Here is a 17,918-nt window from a genome sequence, read left to right as displayed (position 1 = left end):
CATCCGAGGGGCGAGACGGAACGCCGAAGGCGCAGTATCGCCCCTCGGATGCGAGGTCACGAGGCCGAAAACCCGCGGCGCCAGCCGCCGACAACACAGGAGCGCATGTGACCACCACCGGACCCCAGGTCGGCCTGATCATGGGCAGCGATTCCGACTGGCCGACGATGGAGGCCGCCGCCGAGGCACTGGCCGAGTTCGGCATTCGCTTCGAGGTCGGCGTGGTTTCCGCGCATCGCACCCCGCAGCGCATGCTCGACTACGCCAAGGACGCCGCCGGCCGCGGCCTGCAGGTCATCATCGCCGGCGCGGGCGGCGCCGCCCACCTGCCCGGCATGGTCGCCTCGGCCACGCCCCTCCCGGTCATCGGCGTCCCCGTCCCCCTCAAGTACCTCGACGGCATGGACTCCCTGCTGTCGATCGTCCAGATGCCCGCGGGCGTCCCGGTAGCCACCGTCTCCATCGGCGGCGCCCGCAACGCGGGCCTGCTGGCCGTCCGCATCCTCGCCGCCCATGACCCGTCCCTGCGCACCCGCATGGAACAGTTCCAGGCAGGCCTCGAGCAGATGGTCCACGACAAGGACGCCGCCCTGCGCACCAAGCTGCTGGGCTAGAACCCGGTCGGGACCTGTCGTGGCCGGTGACTACGGTGGTCGGGTGGCACACGACGATGCGGCGCAGTTCCGGCTCACGGTGGTGGATCAGGCGTTGCGGTTGTTCGCCGAACGGGGGTACGAGGCGACGACGGTGGACGAGATCGCGGTGGCGGCGGGGATCTCCCGGCGGACCTTCTTCCGGCAGTTCCGGTCCAAGGAGGACGTGATCTTCGCCGATCACGAATTCCAGCTCGCGCTGGCCGAGGACTCGCTGGCGCGGGCCGAGGGCGATCCGTGGGATGCGGTGTGCGAGGCCGTGATCGGGGTGTTCGAGCGGTTCACGCAGTGGCGTGACATCGCCGCGCGCCGGTATCAGGTGGTGCGGCGGGTTGCGGCGTTGCGGGAGCGCGAGATCGTGACGGTGTTCCGGTACGAGCGCCTGTTCACCGACTTCCTGCGCGAGCAGCTGCCCGACGTGCCGGATCTGGCGCGCGTGCAGTTCACCGCGGCGGTCACCGCGACCCACAACTATCTGCTGCGCCGGATGGTGCGCGGTGAGCCGGCGGCCGCCGTCACCGATCTGCGCACCGAACTGGCCATGATCCCGCGCGGCAGACAGGAGCCCGCGCCCCGCGAGGAGCTGGTTGTCGCGGTCTTCCCGCGAGACATGCCGCCGCGCAAGGTGGCCGACCTGATCACCGCCCAGCTCGGTAACCTGTGAGCGCCGCTTCGGCGGCTGGAGCGTGAGGTGACACTGAGTGCCACCGGTATATCCCCATGTAGCGCTAGAGTGCCGGGCGTATAATCAAGTCGGATTGGCACTCGGTGCCGATGCGAGACGCGCTGTTGACCGCAGCGATCACCACCACGACCAGGAGTGTGCCCGATGGCGGGAAACCCGGATTTCAACCTGTTCCAGCTCGAGGACTTCCACGATGAGCTCCGTGCGGCCATCCGCGGCCTCGCCGAAAAGGAAATCGCGCCCTACGCCAAGGACGTCGACGGCAACGCCCGCTTCCCCGAGGAGGCGCTGACCGCTCTCAACGCCGCGGGCTTCAACGCCGTGCACGTGCCCGAGGCCTACGGCGGCCAGGGCGCCGACTCGGTCGCCACCTGCATCGTGATCGAGGAAGTCGCGCGCGTCTGTGGTTCCTCCTCGCTGATCCCCGCCGTCAACAAGCTCGGCACCATGGGCCTGATCCTCAACGGCTCCGAAGAGCTGAAGCAGAAGGTCCTCGGCGACCTGGTGGACGGCAAGATGGCCTCCTACGCGCTGTCCGAGCGTGAGGCCGGTTCCGACGCCGCGTCCATGCGCACCCGCGCCAAGGCCGACGGCGACGACTGGATCCTCAACGGCTCCAAGTGCTGGATCACCAACGGCGGCCGCTCCGAGTGGTACACCGTGATGGCCGTGACCGACGCCGACAAGGGTGCCAACGGCATCTCCTCGTTCATGGTCAACAAGGACGACGAGGGCTTCGTCGTCGGCCCGCTCGAGCACAAGCTGGGCATCAAGGGTTCGCCCACCGCCGAGCTGTACTTCGAGAACTGCCGCATCCCCGGCGACCGCATCGTCGGCGAGCCCGGCACCGGCTTCAAGACCGCGCTGCAGACCCTCGACCACACCCGCCCGACCATCGGCGCGCAGGCCGTCGGCCTGGCCCAGGGTGCCCTCGACGCCGCGATCGCCTACACCAAGGACCGCAAGCAGTTCGGCAAGGCCATCGCCGACTTCCAGAACACCCAGTTCATGCTCGCCGACATGGCGATGAAGGTCGAGGCCGCCCGCCTCATGGTCTACACCTCCGCCGCTCGCGCCGAGCGCGGCGAGAAGAACCTCGGCTTCATCTCCGCCGCCGCCAAGTGCTTCGCCTCCGACGTCGCCATGGAGGTCACCACCAACGCCGTCCAGCTCTTCGGCGGCGCCGGTTACACCACCGACTTCCCGGTCGAGCGCATGATGCGCGACGCCAAGATCACCCAGATCTACGAGGGCACCAACCAGATCCAGCGTCTCGTGATGTCCCGCCAGATCCTGCGCTGATCTCCTCGATCTCAGCGCCTTCGCGGCCCCTCGATGACTCATCGAGGGGCCGTTTTCGTTGCTGGAGCTCGCCGCGGTGCGGGGTCGGCACCGCTCTTCGCCGGATAGCCGGTTTCGGACCGATTCCGTGGCGTTACCTCGATTGTGCCCGCTTACCGGGGGAATGACGTTCGAAATGTGTCCGTTAATTGAATGGACAAAATGCCAGGAAATTCAACCGATATCGGAGGGTTGCTTATTCGTAGCTCTGCGGCGATTCGTTTCGGCCTTTCGATGCCATATACCAAGACAGGTGGGATCAAACTGAGCCGTCGGGGTGAAGGTATGTGGCCGATGTCGATCCTCCTGACTAGATAAGGGCTGTGACCAGGCTCTTTAGGCGTCTATAGCAGGAGTCGACGACATGTTTCATAGTGCTGAAGCCTTGTGTGGGCGGGCCTGCCACTTCAATTCGAGTGGCCCAGTACTCGCGTGCTCGCTGCTGTCCCGGGGGAATGCTCTACCTCGCGATGTGGCGAGGTGAGGTATGACCGACGTAATTTCTGGAACCCGCTCAGGGATGAGCTGGCTCCCGCTGTCCAGCTCAGGGGAAGGCTCCCGGTTCACCCAGGACCTGCTCGACCGGGTCCGCACGTGGGCGCAGGATCACCTCACCCAGCCGCTGGACGCGATCGGGCGTGAGGGCCCCGTCTGTCCGTATGTCGGCCCGTCGATGCGCCGTGACCTGATCTGGGTCGGCCGGGTCGCGGGCGCGCAACCGTGGCCCGCGTACGTGCGGCTGGTGCTCTCGGACGCGCTGGAGCTGTTCCCGAAGTTGCCGCCGGACAACGGCGGCTCCGCGGTGCTGCGCTGCCTGGTGACGGCCATGCCCGACCTGCACGACTACACGATCATCGACGACCTGCACGACGAGCTCAAGACGGAGTTCGTCGAGCGTGGACTGATGCTCGGGCAGTTCTATCCCGGCTGCACCCAGCCTGGCCTGTGGAACAAGCAGTACCACCCGCTCGACGCGCCGATCCCGATGCTGGTGGTGCGCACGATGATGGCCACCGACTTCCCGTTCCTGCTGGAGCGGCCGGAGTGGATGTCGGCCTACGTCAAGAAGTTCGCACCCGGTCTGCCCGCGCATGTCCGCAGTGTGGTGGTGGGCAGGCTCATCGCCAGCGTGAACGCCGATGTGCCCGCATATCACCTCGAGGAGCAGGTACCGCAGAAGGTCAGCGCGGGGAGAAATCAGCGATGACTCGCGAATTGTCCACCGCGCCGGCTGCCGAGCCGGCCGCGGTCGAGGAGTTTCCGCTCTCACCGGCCCAGCTCGGCATGTGGTATGCCCAGCAACTCGATCCGGCGGTGCCGCTCTACGAGGCGCTGTACACCGACATGCGCGGTCCGCTCGACATCGACACCCTCATCGCGGTCTCCCAGCAGGTGAGTCGCGAGTTCGAGTCGGGCCAGCTGCGGCTGGTCGACACCGAGGACGGGCCGCACCAGGTCGTCGACCGGCGGATCGAGCTGGAAGTGTCCTATCTGGACTTCAGCGATGCCGCCGACCCCGAGTCCGAGGCGATCCGGTGGATGCGTGCCGATGTCGAGGCGCCGATCGATCTGCTCGGTGACTCTTTGGGAAAGTTCGCGCTGATCCGGATCGGACCGCAGCGGGTGCTCGGGTACTCCCGCGGCCATCACATCGCGATCGACGGCTTCGCCGCCGCGACCGAGATGTACCGGGCCGCCGAGCTCTACAACGCGGCGTTGTCCGGGCAGGATCCGCCGCCGTGCAAGGCCGCGAGCCTGCACACGGTGTACGACGCGGAGATGCGCTACCGCGGCAGCACGCGCTTCACCGCCGACGCCGACTACTGGTCGCAGCGGATCGCGGACATGCCGCGGCGGTGCAGTCTGGTCGACGCCGCCGCGCCCGCGCACGCGCTCGGCCGCGAGCACCGCGCCGAACTGTCGGCGGCGACGAAGGAGCGCCTCGACGCGGCCGCCGCGCGTTTCGATGTCGGGACGCCGGGGCTGGCGATGGCGGCGCTGGCGGTGTACTACGCGCAGGCGACCGGCACCGAGGATGTCGTGCTGAGCCTGCCGGTGTCCGGCCGCACCACGGCGGTGCTGCGCCGATCCGGCGGCATGCTGGCCAATGTGGTGCCGTTGCGGGTGCGGGTCCGGGCCGACAGCACCGTCGCCGACCTGGTCGACGCGATCCGGGTGGAAGTCTCGGGTGCGCTGCGGCATCAGCAGTTCCGGCACGAGGAGATCCGCCACGGCGAGACGAACGGCGACGCGACGGGCGGGCGCGGCCTCGTCGGTCCGGTGGTCAACATCATGCTGTTCCCCACCGACGTCGACTTCACCGATGTCGAGACGAGCCTGCACGTGCTGACCTCGGGGCCGATCGAGGACCTGTTCGTCAACTTCTATCAGCACGGCGCGAACAGCCCCATCCACGTCGACTTCACCGCCAACCCCGACCTCTACGACGCCCAGACCCTGGCCCGCCATCACCGCCGGTTCCTGGCACTGTTCGAGGCGATGATCGACGCCGCCCCGGACACCCCGGTGCGTTCGCTCGAGTACTTCCTCCCCGATGAGCTGCCCCTGCGCGCGGGTCTGCGCGGTGCGCCCGCGCCGTCCCCGCGGTTGCTCGCCGATGTGCTCGACGCCGGACTCCTGACCGCTGGTCCCCTCGCGACGGCAGTGGTGTCCGGCAAGCGTGAGCTCACTTACGGTGCGCTGGACCAGGTTTCGGTCCGACTGGCCCGCCGGCTCAGCGCGGCGGGCACCGGCCCGGAGTCCACAGTGCTCGTGGCGTTGCCGCGGTCGATGGAGTCGGTGGTCGCGTTCTGGGGCGTCGCCCGATCAGGCGCGGCGTACGTACCGGTCGGCGTGTCGAACCCGGCCGAGCGCTTGGCGACGATGGCAGCGGAATGCGGTGCGCGGCTTGGTATCACGACGTCGCGTCTGCGGGCTGACCTACCCGACACGGTCACTTGGATCGCGCTCGACGACGACGGGCTGGACGCCGACGCCGCCACGGCCACCGCCGAGTCCGCTACTGCCGACGCCGCGCCGCTGCCCCGCCCGCGGCTCGAGAATCCCGCCTACATCGTGTTCACCTCAGGCTCCACCGGCACGCCCAAAGGCGTGGTGGTGACCCACGCCGGCATCGCCACGCTGACCGCAGCGGTGCGCGACGCCTACCGGGCGGATCGGCAGTCGCGCGTATTGCACTGTCTCAACCCGAGTTTCGACGCGTCCCTGCTCGAGCTGCTGGTCGCCTTCACTGCGGGCGCGACGTTGGTGATCGCCGACGCCGACTCGGTGGCGGGCGCCGAACTCGCCGCGACTATCCGCGAGTCGTCGATCACCCACCTGTGCTCCACGCCCGCCGTGCTGACGACGCTGTCACCCGGCGCGCTCGACGGCGTGCGCGCGGTGTCCACCGGCGGTGAGGCCTGCCCGCCGGAAGTGGTGGCCCGCTTCGGACCTGGCCGCGCCCTGGTGAATTCGTACGGCCCATCGGAAACCACTGTGGCAGCGACGTTCACGGCGCCCCTCACCCCGAACGTCGAGGTGGGACTCGGCTTCCCGGTACCAGGTGTCACCCTGCACGTCCTCGATCACCGCCTCCGGCCGGTGCCCGCCGGCACCCCGGGCGAGCTGTACATCTCCGGCCCCGGCCTGGCCCGCGGATACGCGGGCCGCCCCGGCGCGACATCGCAGCGCATGATCGCCGACCCCTTCGGCGCGCCCGGCAGCCGCCTCTACCGCACAGGCGACCTGGTCCGCTGGCGTGCGCTAGAGGCGACCGAGGCAATCGAAACCGAGGACGCCCCAGTCCCATCCGCCGAACCCGGGGGCCGACTGGATCGCACCGCTGACCCGGTCAGCGGGGACACTGTCAAAGCGACGGAACCGCGCGGCACCGCTGGGTCGTTCGTCCTGGAATTCGTGGGCCGCAGCGACTTCCAGGTCAAACTGCGCGGCATGCGCGTGGAGCCCGGCGAAGTCGACGCCGTGCTGACCACCTGTCCCGGTGTCGAATTCGCGGTGACCGTGGTGCGCGAGGGCGCGTCGGGCCGGGCCATGCTCGCCTCGTACGTGGTGCCGACGCACGCGGCGGCCGAGCTCGACGCCGTGGCGCTGCGGCAGTTCTGCCTGCATCGATTGCCCGCGCACCTGGTGCCGGGCACGATCACGATGCTGGACGCGCTGCCGCTGACCGGCAACGGCAAGGTCGACCGGCAAGCACTGCCCGAGCCGGACACCACGCCCACGACACCCCGGGCGGGAGCATCCGCGGTCGAGCGGGCGCTGAGCGAACTGTTCGCCGAGGTGCTCGGTGTGCCGGAGGTCGGCGCCGAGTCGTCGTTCTTCGCGCTCGGCGGCGACTCGATCCTGTCGATCCAGCTGGTGGCGCGCGGACGGTCCGCCGACCTGGTCTTCTCGGCGCGTGACGTATTCGAGCATCCCACCCCGGCCGGACTGGCCGAGGTCGTCGGCGCGCCGGGGGAGCGGACCGTGCTGGATGAAATGCCCGGCGGCGGTGTGGGTCCGGTGCCGCGGACCCCGATCGTGGACTGGCTCCTGACCCAGCCCGGCTGGCAGCGGTTCGCGCAGACGATGGTGCTGGCGCTGCCGGATGACGTCGACCGCGCCCGCCTGACGCGCACGCTGCAAGCGATCATCGACCACCACGACATGCTCCGCGTGCGGGTCGTCGACGGTGATCAGCTCGAGGTCACCTCGCCCTCGACGATCGACGCGGCCGAGATCGTCGACCACGTCGTTTGCGCCACAGCCGAGGCGATCGACCCCGCCACCATCGCAAGGGCGACAGCGGCGACGGTCGACCGGCTCGACCCCGGCGCCGGGATCGCGCTCGCCGCCACCTGGCTCGACCCCGGCGGTCGTCCTGGCGGTCGCCTCGTGCTCGCCGCGCATCACCTCGCCGTCGACGCCGTGTCCTGGCGCATCCTGATCGCCGACCTGATGGCAGCCTGGGCCGCGGTGTCCGAGGGCGCGGCCCCGCAGCTGCCGCCGGTCGGCACCTCCCTGCGTACCTGGGCGCACGCGCTCCACACCGCCGCGAGCGCCACGGAATGGACCGACGAGCTCGACTACTGGCGCGGGGTGCTCGCCACCGCACAGCCGCTCCTCGGCGCTCGCCCGCTCGATCCGGCCCGCGACGTCGGATCAGCCGTCGACCGCATCGAGATCCGGATTCCCGCGCAGACCAGCGCCCCGCTGTTCAGACACCTGCCGACCGCGCTGCGCTGCGGCATCGAGGAGGCGCTGCTCGCCGCCCTGATCGCGGCGCTGACCGAGCACCGCGGCGCGCCGGGAGCCACGCCGCTCATGCTGGAGCGGCACGGTCGCGACGAGACCGTCGTCCCCGGCGCCGACCTGTCGCGCACCGTCGGCTGGTTCACCAGTCAGTTCCCGATCGCACTCGACCTCGGCGCCGACCCCGAGCCGCTGTCCGCGGTCGCCGCGGTGAAGGAGCAGCTGCGCGCGGTGCCGCACGGCGGCTTCGGCTTCGGCCTGCTGCGCCACCTCGGCTCCGACGACCGGCTGCGGTCCGCGGACGCCCCGCAGGTCGGGTTCAACTACCTGGGCCAGATCGCGGGCACCGACGCGGGCATCCCGTGGGTACCGGTCGAACTGACGCACCAGCTCGGCGGTGCGGTCGATGCCGAGCTGCCCGCGTCGGCGGTCATCGCCGTCGACGCGATGACCATCGACGAGCCCGATGGGCCCGTGGTGCACGCGGTGTGGCGGTTCCCCTCCGAGGTCATCACCCGCGACGAGGTGGAACATATTGCACAGCAATGGGTCTCGACACTCGAGACCATCGCGCGCGCCGTCGCCGAGCCTGGTGCGGGCGGACTGACGCCGTCGGACATCGCACTGGTGCCGGTCACCGCGACGCAGCTCACCGAGTGGCGGCGCCGCTACCACGACATCGAGGACGTCTGGCCGCTCGCGCCGCTACAGCAGGGCCTGCTGTTCCACACCCGGCTCGCCGCCGGGCACGCCGACAAATACGCCGTGCAAGCCGTCTTCGAACTCGACGGCGAGGTAGATCTCGCTCGCCTCGAATCCGCCGCGACGACGCTCGCGCGCAGGCACCCCGCGTTACGCACCGCCTTCGTGACGACCGCGGACACGGCGGCACAGCTCGTGCTGGACGAGGTCACCGTGCCGTGGCAGGTGATCGAGGCCGACCCGGCCGACTGCGCCGCGATCGCCGCGCGCGAGCTGGCCCGCCCGTTCGACCCCGAACAGCCGCCGCTGCTGCGCTTCCTGTGCGTGCGCTGCGGCCCGCGCGACGTCCGCCTGATCATCACCAACCATCATCTGGTGCTCGACGGCTGGTCGATGCCGGTGCTGCTGGGTGAATTGCTCGCGCTGTACGACACCGAGGACGTCGACCTCGGCGAACCGGTGTCGTACCTGCGGTATCTGGAGTGGCTGGGCCGCCAGGACGCGGCAGGCGCACGCGCGGCCTGGTCGGCGGCGCTGGCCGGGCTGACCGGTCCCACGCTGATCACGGCGGTCCGCGCCCCACTCGACCGCGATGGTGAACCCGGCGAGCTGCGCAGGGAGGTGCCGCTGGCGCAGGACATCGCCGCCGCGCTCACCCGGCACCGCACCGAACGCGGCGTCACCATGAACACGGTCGTGCAGACCGCGTGGGCGCTGCTGCTGGCCGAACTGACCGGGCACACCGACGTCGTCTTCGGCGCCACCGTGTCCGGTCGTCCGCCGGACCTGCCCGGAGCGGAACGGATCGTCGGGATGCTGGTCAACACCGTTCCGGTCCGGATCGGCCTGGTCCCGGACGAGCCCGTCGGCGAACTGCTGGCCCGCGTCCAGCGCGAGCAGGGTGTTCTCGTGGACCGGAACATCTTGGGAATCAACGAGATCCAGGCGCTCGCCGGGGTCGGTCCGCTGTTCGACACCAGCATGGTCTTCGAGTCGTATCCGATGGACGTCGAGGCACTGCGGTCGGCCTCCGAGCACGCGCGCCTGCGGATCCGCGACTTCCACGGCCGCGACGGCACGCACTATCCGCTGTGCCTGTCCGCGGAGGCACGCGAGGGACTGCGGCTCCACCTCACCTGCTCGGACCGGTACTTCGACGACGCCGAGGCCACCGTGCTGGCGAATCGGCTGGCCCGCATCGTCGCCCGGCTCGCGGATCCGGCACTGCCGGTAGCCGCGGTGCGTGGCGTCGACGGGGCCGAGGTCGTCCGGACCGCGCCGCCGTCGGTGCGTCTGCTGCCCGAGCTGCTCACCGCGGGGGTGCGCACCGGCGCGATCGCCGTCGTCGGGGACGGCGTGGAGCTCGGATACACCGAGCTCGACGAGCGGTCGAATCGACTGGCGCACACCCTGATCGCCGCGGGCGCGGGCCCCGACGGCGCCGTGCTGATCGCCGCGCCACGCTCACCGGAATGGCTGCTCGCCGCGTGGGCGATCGCCAAGTCCGGTGCGGCGTTCGTCCCGATCGACATCGACCATCCGGCCGAGCGCGTCGCCACCGTCGCGCACGACTGCCGTGCCCGCCTCGGCATTACGATCGCCGCGCACCGGAAGACGTTGCCCGACACCGTGTCCTGGCTGGTCATCGATGACGAGCCCGCGGCGGACAGAGTGGCGGCCCGCTCCGCGGGACCGGTGACCGACGCCGAACGGGTCCGTCCCCTGCACCCGGGGCATCCCGCCTACCTGATCTACACCTCCGGCTCGACCGGTGCCCCCAAGGGCGTGATGGTGACCCACGCCGGTCTCAGCGGACTGGTCGACGGCGTCTCCGAACGCCTGCGCCCCGCGCCCGGCGACCGCCTCCTGCTGTGCATGAACCCGGCCTTCGACGCCTCGATCCTGGTGTGGCTGACCGGGTTCCACACCGGTGCCACGCTGGTGGTCGCGCCGTCGCGGGCCACGGCGGGCGAACCGCTCGCCGAGGTCGTCGCCACCAACGCGGTCACCCACCTGGTCGCGCCGCCCGCGGTCCTCACCACCTTGCCCACCGTCGCCGTCGCCGGGGTGCGCACGATCGTGACCGGCGGCGAAGCCTGCCCGCCCGAGCTGGTCGCGCGACTGAGCGACGGACGGACGATGCTCAACTCCTACGGTCCGGCCGAGTCGACCGTGGCGGTGACAGTGAGCGCCCCGCTGGTCAAGGACGACGCGGACGAGCTCGGTGCGCCGCTGCCGGGGTGCGGCCTCGCGGTCCTGGACCGGTGGCTGCGTCCCGTGCCGCCCGGCGCGGTCGGCGAGCTGTATCTGATGGGCCCCGGCCTGGCTCGCGGATACGCTGGCGCGGTCGCGCGCACCGCGGAACGCTTCGTGGCCAACCCGTTCGGCGCTCCCGGCGAGCGCATGTACCGCACCGGCGACCTGGTGCGCCGGACATCGACGACCCGCCTGAGTTACGTCGGGCGCAACGATTCCCAGACCAAGCTGCACGGAATCCGGGTGGAGCCGGGCGAAGTCGACGCGGCGCTGCTCGCGGCTCCCGGTGTCGCGCTGGCCGTCACCGTGCCGCGGCGCGGTCCGAAGGGCGAGCAGACCCTGGCGTCGTACGCCGCCCCCGTCGACGGTGTCGAGCTGACCCCGACCGCGCTGCGCGAGTTCCTGGTGCGGCGGCTGCCCCGGCACCTGGTGCCCGCGACGGTCACGGTGCTGGACGCGCTGCCGGTCACCGGCAACGGCAAGGTCGATGTGCGCGCCCTGCCCGAACCGCACCACACGGTGGCGCCCTACGTCGCGCCGGTCGGTACGGAACGGCTGGTGGCGCGGGCCTACGCGGCGGTGCTCGAGCACCCCGAGGTCGGCGCGGACGACGACTTCTTCGCCCTCGGCGGCGACTCGCTGTCGGCGACGCGGGTAGCCGCCAGGCTCGGCGCCGAACTCGGCGTCGAGGTGCCGGTGCGGCTGCTGTTCGAAGCGCCGACCGTGCACGGCCTGGCCGCCCGGCTCGACAGCGACACCATGCTCCCCGCCGCGCTCGGCGGCCCGAGCGCGGGTCCGCGCCCCGAACGGATTCCGCTCGCACCCGCGCAACGGCGGATGTGGTTCGTCAACCAGTACGACCCGTCCTCGGGCGCCTACAACGTCCCCGCCGTCCTGCGGCTGACGGGCCGGCTCGACCTCGCCGCGCTGCGGGCGGCACTGACCGATGTGGTGAGCCGCCACGAGGCGCTGCGCACCATGTACCCCGATCACGACGGCATCGGCTACCAGGTCGTCGTCGCACCGGCGGAACTCGGCGGCCATCTCGAGGCGATCGATAGCACCGCCGCCGACCTACCCGCCGCGGTTCTCGCCTGCGTCACCGAGGGGTTCGACGTCGCCGCCGCGGTCCCGCTGCGGGTGCGGCTGTTCCAGCTCGGCCCCGAGGAACACGTGCTGGCCGTGGTGGTCCACCACATCAGCGCCGACGGCTACTCGATGGGCACGCTGGCACGCGACGTGATGTCCGCCTACACCGCCCGCGCGGCAGGCACCGCACCCCGGTGGCCGGAGCACGCGGTGCAGTTCGCGGATTACACGCTCTGGCAACGAGATCGGCTCGGCAATGCCGACGAACCGGATTCGCTTGCCGCCCGGCAGCTGGCGTACTGGACCGAAACCCTGGCCGGTTTGCCGGACCGGCTCGAGCTGCCCGCCGACCGGCCGAGGCCCGCCGTCGCGTCGCTGCGCGCGGGCACCGTCGCGCGCACACTGGAACCCGACCTGCGTGCCGGGCTGGAACACCTTGCCGCACAGCGGCACTGCTCGCTGTTCATGGTGTTGCACAGCGCACTCGCCGTGCTCTTCGCCCGGCTCGGCGGCACCCCCGACGTCGCCGTCGGCACCCCGGTCGCCGGCCGCGGTGTCGCCGAACTCGACGATGTGGTCGGCATGTTCGTCAACACCGTCGTGCTGCGCACCGAGGTGCCCGCCGCGCTGCCGTTCACCGACCTGCTCGACCGCGTGCGCCGCACCGACCTCGACGCCTTCGCCCATGCCGAGGTCCCCTTCGAACAACTCGTCGACCTGCTCGAACCCACTCGCTCGGCGGCGCGGCACCCGCTGATCCAGGCCATGCTGGTCTTCCAGAATCTCGGCCACACCGAGATCGCCCTGCCCGGCCTCCACGTCGAGGCGGTGGACCTGGACCAGCAGAGCCTGCGGTTCGACCTCAGCGTCACGGTAGGCGACGACGCCGCGGACGGGCTGTCGGTCCGCTTCGGCTACGCCACCGACCTTTTCGACGCGGACACCGCGGCGGGGTTCGCCGACCGCTGGCTCTCCCTGTTGCGCGCGGTGGTGGCGAATCCCGATGTGCCGGTGGGCGATATCGATCTGCTCGCCCCACCCGAGCACGCGGCACTGCCCGGCACGGCACTACCCGCCGTCACCGCACCCGCCGTCCTCCCCGACCTGCTGGCCACCGCCGTCACCACGAACCCGAACGGCATCGCGATCATCGACGGGTCGACCAGGCTCACCTACCGCGAACTCGACGAACGCTCGAACCGACTGGCCCGCACGCTGATCCAAGCCGGAGCAGGCCCGGAGAACCTGATCGTCATCGCCATCCGCCGCAGCGCCGAACAGATCCTCGCGGTCTGGGCCGTAGCCAAAACCGGCGCCGCGTTCGTCCCGGTCGACCCCGCCTACCCCGCCGAACGCATCGCCCAAATCCTGACCGACTCCGGTGCATCCCTCGGCATCACCACCACCGAGGCCGAATCGATCCGCCCGTGGACCGACGCCGAGCGTCCCGATGCCACACCTGCGCATGCCGGGCGTGTAGATGCCAGGCATGCGGGTGCCGAGCTCGGGGATGCCGCGCCTACGGATGCCGGGCCTGGCGATACCGGGCCTGCGGGTGCTGGACCTGCGGATGCCGGGCAGGCGGACACCGCGCTTGGCGATGCCCCCGCGGTCGGTGCGGTGCAGGCCGACACCGCGCCTCCGGACAACCGGTGCGTGCGCTGGTTGCTGCTCGACGATCCAGCCTTCACCACGCACTCCGCCACCTCGGACGCGCCGATCGATCCCGGCGAACGCCACGCGACACCGCAACTCGCGCACCCGGCGTATGTCATCTTCACCTCCGGGTCGACCGGCCGCCCCAAGGGTGTGGTGGTCACGCACGCCGGACTGGCGAACCTGGTTGCCGCGCAACGGGAACGGCTGGGCACCACGAGCGAATCGCGGGTGCTGCACGTCGCCTCGCCCAGCTTCGACGCCGCGGTGCTGGAACTGCTGATGGCCGCGGGCGCGGGCGCAACGCTGGTGGTCGCGGGACCGACCGCGTTCGGCGGTGCGGAACTGGGCGAGCTGCTCGCCCGCGAACGGGTCACCCACATCGCGCTCACCCCGTCGGCACTCGCCTCGGTGGACACCGTGGCACACGACGACCTGCGGGCGATCATCACCGGCGGCGAACCGTGCCCGCCGGAACTGGTGCAGCGGTGGGCCGCGCCGGGTCGCGTGCACTTCAACGACTACGGCCCCACCGAGGCCACCATCTGGGCAACCGGGGCGGGCCCGCTCGTTCCCGGTGCCGAGATCACCATCGGCACAGCCGTTCCCGGCCTGGCCGCGCTCGTGCTCGACGAGCGACTTCACCCCGTACCCGACGGCGTCGCGGGCGAACTGTATCTGGCCGGACCCGCACTCGCCCGCGGCTACCACGGTCGCCCCGACCTCACCACCGCGCGTTTCGTCGCCGACCCGTACGGCACACCGGGCGAGCGGATGTATCGCACCGGCGATCTCGTGCGCAGGCGCGCGCAGGGCCTCGAGTACCTGGGCCGCTCCGACCTGCAGGTGAAGCTGCGTGGTCTGCGCATCGAACCGGGTGAGATCGAAGCGGCATTCACCGCCGATCCCGCGGTGCACCAGGCCGTGGTCACCGTCCACACCGATGCCGCGCTCGGCGAACTGCTCGTCGCCTATCTGGTGCCGGAGGCAACGGCCGAGTTCGACCTCGATACGGTGAAAGAATCGCTGGCGCAGCGGCTTCCGTCCTATATGGTGCCCACCGCGATCGTCGTCCTGGACGCCCTTCCGCGCACCGACAACGGCAAACTCGACCGCCGCGCGCTGCCCGCCCCCGATATCAGGTCCGGCCGGTTCCGGGCCCCCGTCACCCCGACCGAACGGACGGTGGCAGACACCTTCGCCGAGCTGCTCGGCGTCCCGAAAGTCGGCCTGGACGACAACTTCTTCGCCCTCGGCGGCAACTCCCTGACCGCGACCAGGATCGCGGCACGCCTCGGCGCCGCCCTCGACGCCCGCATCCCGGTCCGCGTGGTCTTCGACGCGCCGACCGTGGCAGAACTGGCCGCCGCGTTGCGCACCGCGGCCACCCCACCCGGCCCCCGACCCGGCCCCCGCCGACGCCCCGAAAGGATCCCGCTCTCGGCAGCGCAGCGGCGCATGTGGTTCCTCAACCGGTACGACCCCACCTCGCCCGCCCACAATGTGCCGATCGCACTGGCGGTCGAGGGCGACCTCGACGTGGCGGCGCTGCAAGCCGCGCTGATGGATGTGGTGGCCCGCCACGAATCCCTGCGCACCGTGTACCCGGTCGACGCCGACGGTGAGCCGTACCAGGACGTCCGTGCCGTCGCCGAGGCGTCCGTGCCGATCCGGGTCACCCCGATCGAGCCGGAACAGGTCAGGGGCCGGGTCGCCACCGAGATCGGGCAGGGATTCGACCTCACCACCGAACTACCCTTGCGCGCCCAGCTGTTCCGGATCGATCACGACCGCTGGGTGCTGGTGGCGACCCTGCACCACATCGCCTCCGACGGCTGGTCGGTCGCGCCGCTGACCCGCGACATGCTGGTGGCCTACGCGACCCGCCGGTCGGGCGCGGCGCCCACCTGGACGCCACTGCCGCTGCAATACCCCGACTACGCGCTGTGGCAGCACGAACTACTCGGCGACGAGGACGATCCCGGCAGCGTCTCGCACCGGCAACTGGATTACTGGCGCACCACGCTCGCCGGACTGCCCGAGGTCTCGACGCTGCCCAGCGATCATCCGCGTCCCGCGGTGCTCACCCACCGTGCGGGACTGACGGAATTCGACATCGACCCCACGATCCAGGTGCGGCTGCGCGAACTGGCCCGGTGGCATGGTGTCAGCGTGTTCATGATGGCTCACGCCGTGTTGGCGGTGCTGCTGGCCAGGCTGTCGGACACCACCGAGGTGGCCATCGGCTCGGTCATCGCGGGCCGCGGTGACGGCGATCTCGACGACCTCGTCGGCATGTTCGTCAACACGCTGGTGCTGCGCAGCCACGTCCACCCCGAGGCCACCTTCGACACCCTGCTCGCCGCGACCAAGGACGGCGACCTCGACGCGTTCGGCAACGCCGACATCCCCTTCGAACGGCTGGTCGAGGTGATGGCACCCACCCGATCCACCTCCTACCACCCGCTGTTCCAGGTGCTGCTCGTCTTCCAGAACTTCGATCGCGAGGCGGTGGCACTACCAGGCCTGCGGGTCGACCCGCTCGACATGCCGCCGGTCGGCGCGAAATTCGACCTCGAGTGGATGCTGGCCGAGAACTTCGGCCCCGACGGCACGCCCGCCGGTATGTCCGGGACGCTCACCTTCTCCCGCGACCTGTTCGAGGACACCACCGCGCGGACACTGGCGCACCGGTTCGTCGACCTGCTCGACGCGCTCACCGCCGACCCGGGCCGCGTCCTCGGCGAACTCGACGTCACCGCGCCGCCGGGAACCATCGCGCATCCCGTCGTACGCGCGCCGGAACACCGCACCGACCTGCCCTATCGGCCGCCGGTCACCCCCGTCGAGACGGCTGTCGTCGCCGCGTTCGAGTCCGTCCTCGGCGTCGAGCGGATCGGCTTGGACGACAACTTCTTCGAACTCGGCGGCACCTCCATGATCGCGGTCCGGCTGGTCGCCCAGCTCCGTGACCGGCTCGATGTCGCGATGCCGGTGCAGTGGATGTTCGGCGACCCGACGCCCGGCGCGCTCGCCCAGCGCATCACCACCGGGGACGCGGTCGACCCGGCCCTGCGGACCCTGGTGCCGCTGCGCGCGGGCGGCACCGGTCCCGCGCTGTTCTGCGTGCACCCCGCGATCGGCGTGGCCTGGTGCTACGCGGGCCTGCCCGGCCACCTCGATCCCGGTTTCCCGGTCTACGGCCTGCAATCGCCCGGTATCGCGACCGAGCAACCCGATCGGCCGCTGCGGGACCGGGTCGCCCGCTACGCCGACGAGATCCAGGCGATCCAGCCCGCCGGACCGTACCGGCTGCTCGGCTACTCCGCGGGCGGGCCGATCGCGCACGCCATCGCGGTCGAACTCCAGCACCGCGGCGCCGAGGTCGACGCGCTGACCATCCTCGACGGCCGCGCCGATGTCGACCCGGCCGGTGCCGCCGAACTGCCGTCGCCGGAGGTGCTGCTCGCCGAGTTCGGCGGCATCGACTCGGCGCTGCTCGACGGCGACCGGTCGGCCGAACACGCCGCCGAACTCTTGCGCGCCGGTGCCGCCGGCGCTGCTCCCGATCGAATCGCGCCGCCAGCGTCGTCGGCCGATTCCGCGGCGGATCGGTACACCGCCGCACCGCTGCCCGGCGTCGACAATGACGTCGACGCCGGCACCGGTAACCCGATGCCGGGTCTGCTCGGCGCGCTCACCGCGGCGGATCTACAGCGGCTCTACGCCGACTACCAGCAGATCGTGCGCGAGGCGGCCGAGTACGAACCCGGGATCTTCGACGGTGATCTGCTGTTCTTCAGCAGCACCACCGCCCGCCCCGGCTACCAAGCCAACGCCGACACCTGGCGCCCCTACGTCAGCGGCGAGATCATCGACAACCGGACCGGCCACGAACACAACCGGCTCACCGGCCCGGACGCGTTCGCTGTGATCGGCCCGATCCTGGCTCGCTATCTGCGCGGTTAAGCCACCAGGTCGGCGTATTCGCGGTGCTCGGCGACGTACTTCTCGACGTACCAGCAGGTCGGGATGATGTGGTAGCCGTTGGCGCGGGAATCACGCAGGGCGTACTCGACGACCTCGGCCGCGACCCCACGGCCACGGAATTCGGGGAAGGTCATGGTGTGGTGGAAGTCGCGGACCTTCGGATCCTCGCGTTCGGCGTAGTCGGCGTAGCCGGCGAGGACGTCGTCGAGGTAGATCTCGAAACGAGTGTCGGCGACGTTGTGCTCGAGCCTGGTGGTCATACCGGATGCTAACCCGGCGGCCAGGCCCGATGT

The 17,918-nt window shown here is 70.8% G+C and carries 6 protein-coding genes; 5 read left to right on the top strand and 1 reads right to left on the bottom strand.

Annotation, left to right across the window (positions count from 1 at the left end):
* The first annotated feature begins 107 nt into the window (after positions 1 to 107).
* The 5 genes from purE to ACFWF2_RS22305 all read left to right on the top strand — a co-directional run bounded on the left by purE (position 108) and on the right by ACFWF2_RS22305 (position 17,604).
* Positions 108 to 614, top strand: a complete 507-nt coding sequence (purE, locus tag ACFWF2_RS22325) for a 5-(carboxyamino)imidazole ribonucleotide mutase (RefSeq protein WP_379309367.1) — start codon at positions 108 to 110, stop codon at positions 612 to 614.
* 43 nt (positions 615 to 657) lie between these two features.
* Complete coding sequence (locus tag ACFWF2_RS22320) at positions 658 to 1,317, top strand: TetR family transcriptional regulator (protein ID WP_379309365.1); 660 nt, start codon at positions 658 to 660, stop codon at positions 1,315 to 1,317.
* Positions 1,318 to 1,482: 165 nt separating this feature from the next.
* Positions 1,483 to 2,640 carry an acyl-CoA dehydrogenase gene (locus ACFWF2_RS22315; RefSeq protein ID WP_379309364.1) on the top strand — a complete coding sequence of 386 codons (1,158 nt, stop codon included), beginning with the start codon at positions 1,483 to 1,485 and terminating at the stop codon, positions 2,638 to 2,640.
* A gap of 526 nt (positions 2,641 to 3,166) precedes the next feature.
* The gene (locus tag ACFWF2_RS22310) at positions 3,167 to 3,886 is read left to right on the top strand and encodes a DUF6875 domain-containing protein (protein WP_379309363.1); all 720 of its coding nucleotides are present in this window, start codon (positions 3,167 to 3,169) and stop codon (positions 3,884 to 3,886) included.
* The gene (locus tag ACFWF2_RS22305) at positions 3,883 to 17,604 is read left to right on the top strand and encodes an amino acid adenylation domain-containing protein (protein ID WP_379309362.1); all 13,722 of its coding nucleotides are present in this window, start codon (positions 3,883 to 3,885) and stop codon (positions 17,602 to 17,604) included. The genes ACFWF2_RS22310 and ACFWF2_RS22305 overlap by 4 nt, the downstream gene beginning before the upstream one ends.
* Here the strand turns inward: ACFWF2_RS22305 and ACFWF2_RS22300 are convergent.
* Positions 17,601 to 17,885 carry a GNAT family N-acetyltransferase gene (locus ACFWF2_RS22300; protein ID WP_379309361.1) on the bottom strand — a complete coding sequence of 95 codons (285 nt, stop codon included), beginning with the start codon at positions 17,883 to 17,885 and terminating at the stop codon, positions 17,601 to 17,603. The two genes, ACFWF2_RS22305 and ACFWF2_RS22300, sit on opposite strands and share 4 nt — an antisense overlap.
* Between the last annotated feature and the right edge of the window lie 33 nt (positions 17,886 to 17,918).

Source organism: Nocardia sp. NPDC060259, assembly GCF_042728775.1.
Classification (GTDB): Bacteria; Actinomycetota; Actinomycetes; order Mycobacteriales; family Mycobacteriaceae; genus Nocardia.
This window is presented reverse-complemented; position numbering and strand designations above follow the sequence as displayed.

Excerpts from the sequence above, each read along its gene's own strand:
- ACFWF2_RS22305 (WP_379309362.1), top strand. The coding sequence starts at position 3,883 with ATGACTCGCGAATTGTCCACCGCGCCGGCTGCCGAGCCGGCCGCGGTC.
- ACFWF2_RS22315 (WP_379309364.1), top strand. The coding sequence starts at position 1,483 with ATGGCGGGAAACCCGGATTTCAACCTGTTCCAGCTCGAGGACTTCCAC.
- ACFWF2_RS22300 (WP_379309361.1), bottom strand. The coding sequence starts at position 17,885 with ATGACCACCAGGCTCGAGCACAACGTCGCCGACACTCGTTTCGAGATC.
- ACFWF2_RS22310 (WP_379309363.1), top strand. The coding sequence starts at position 3,167 with ATGACCGACGTAATTTCTGGAACCCGCTCAGGGATGAGCTGGCTCCCG.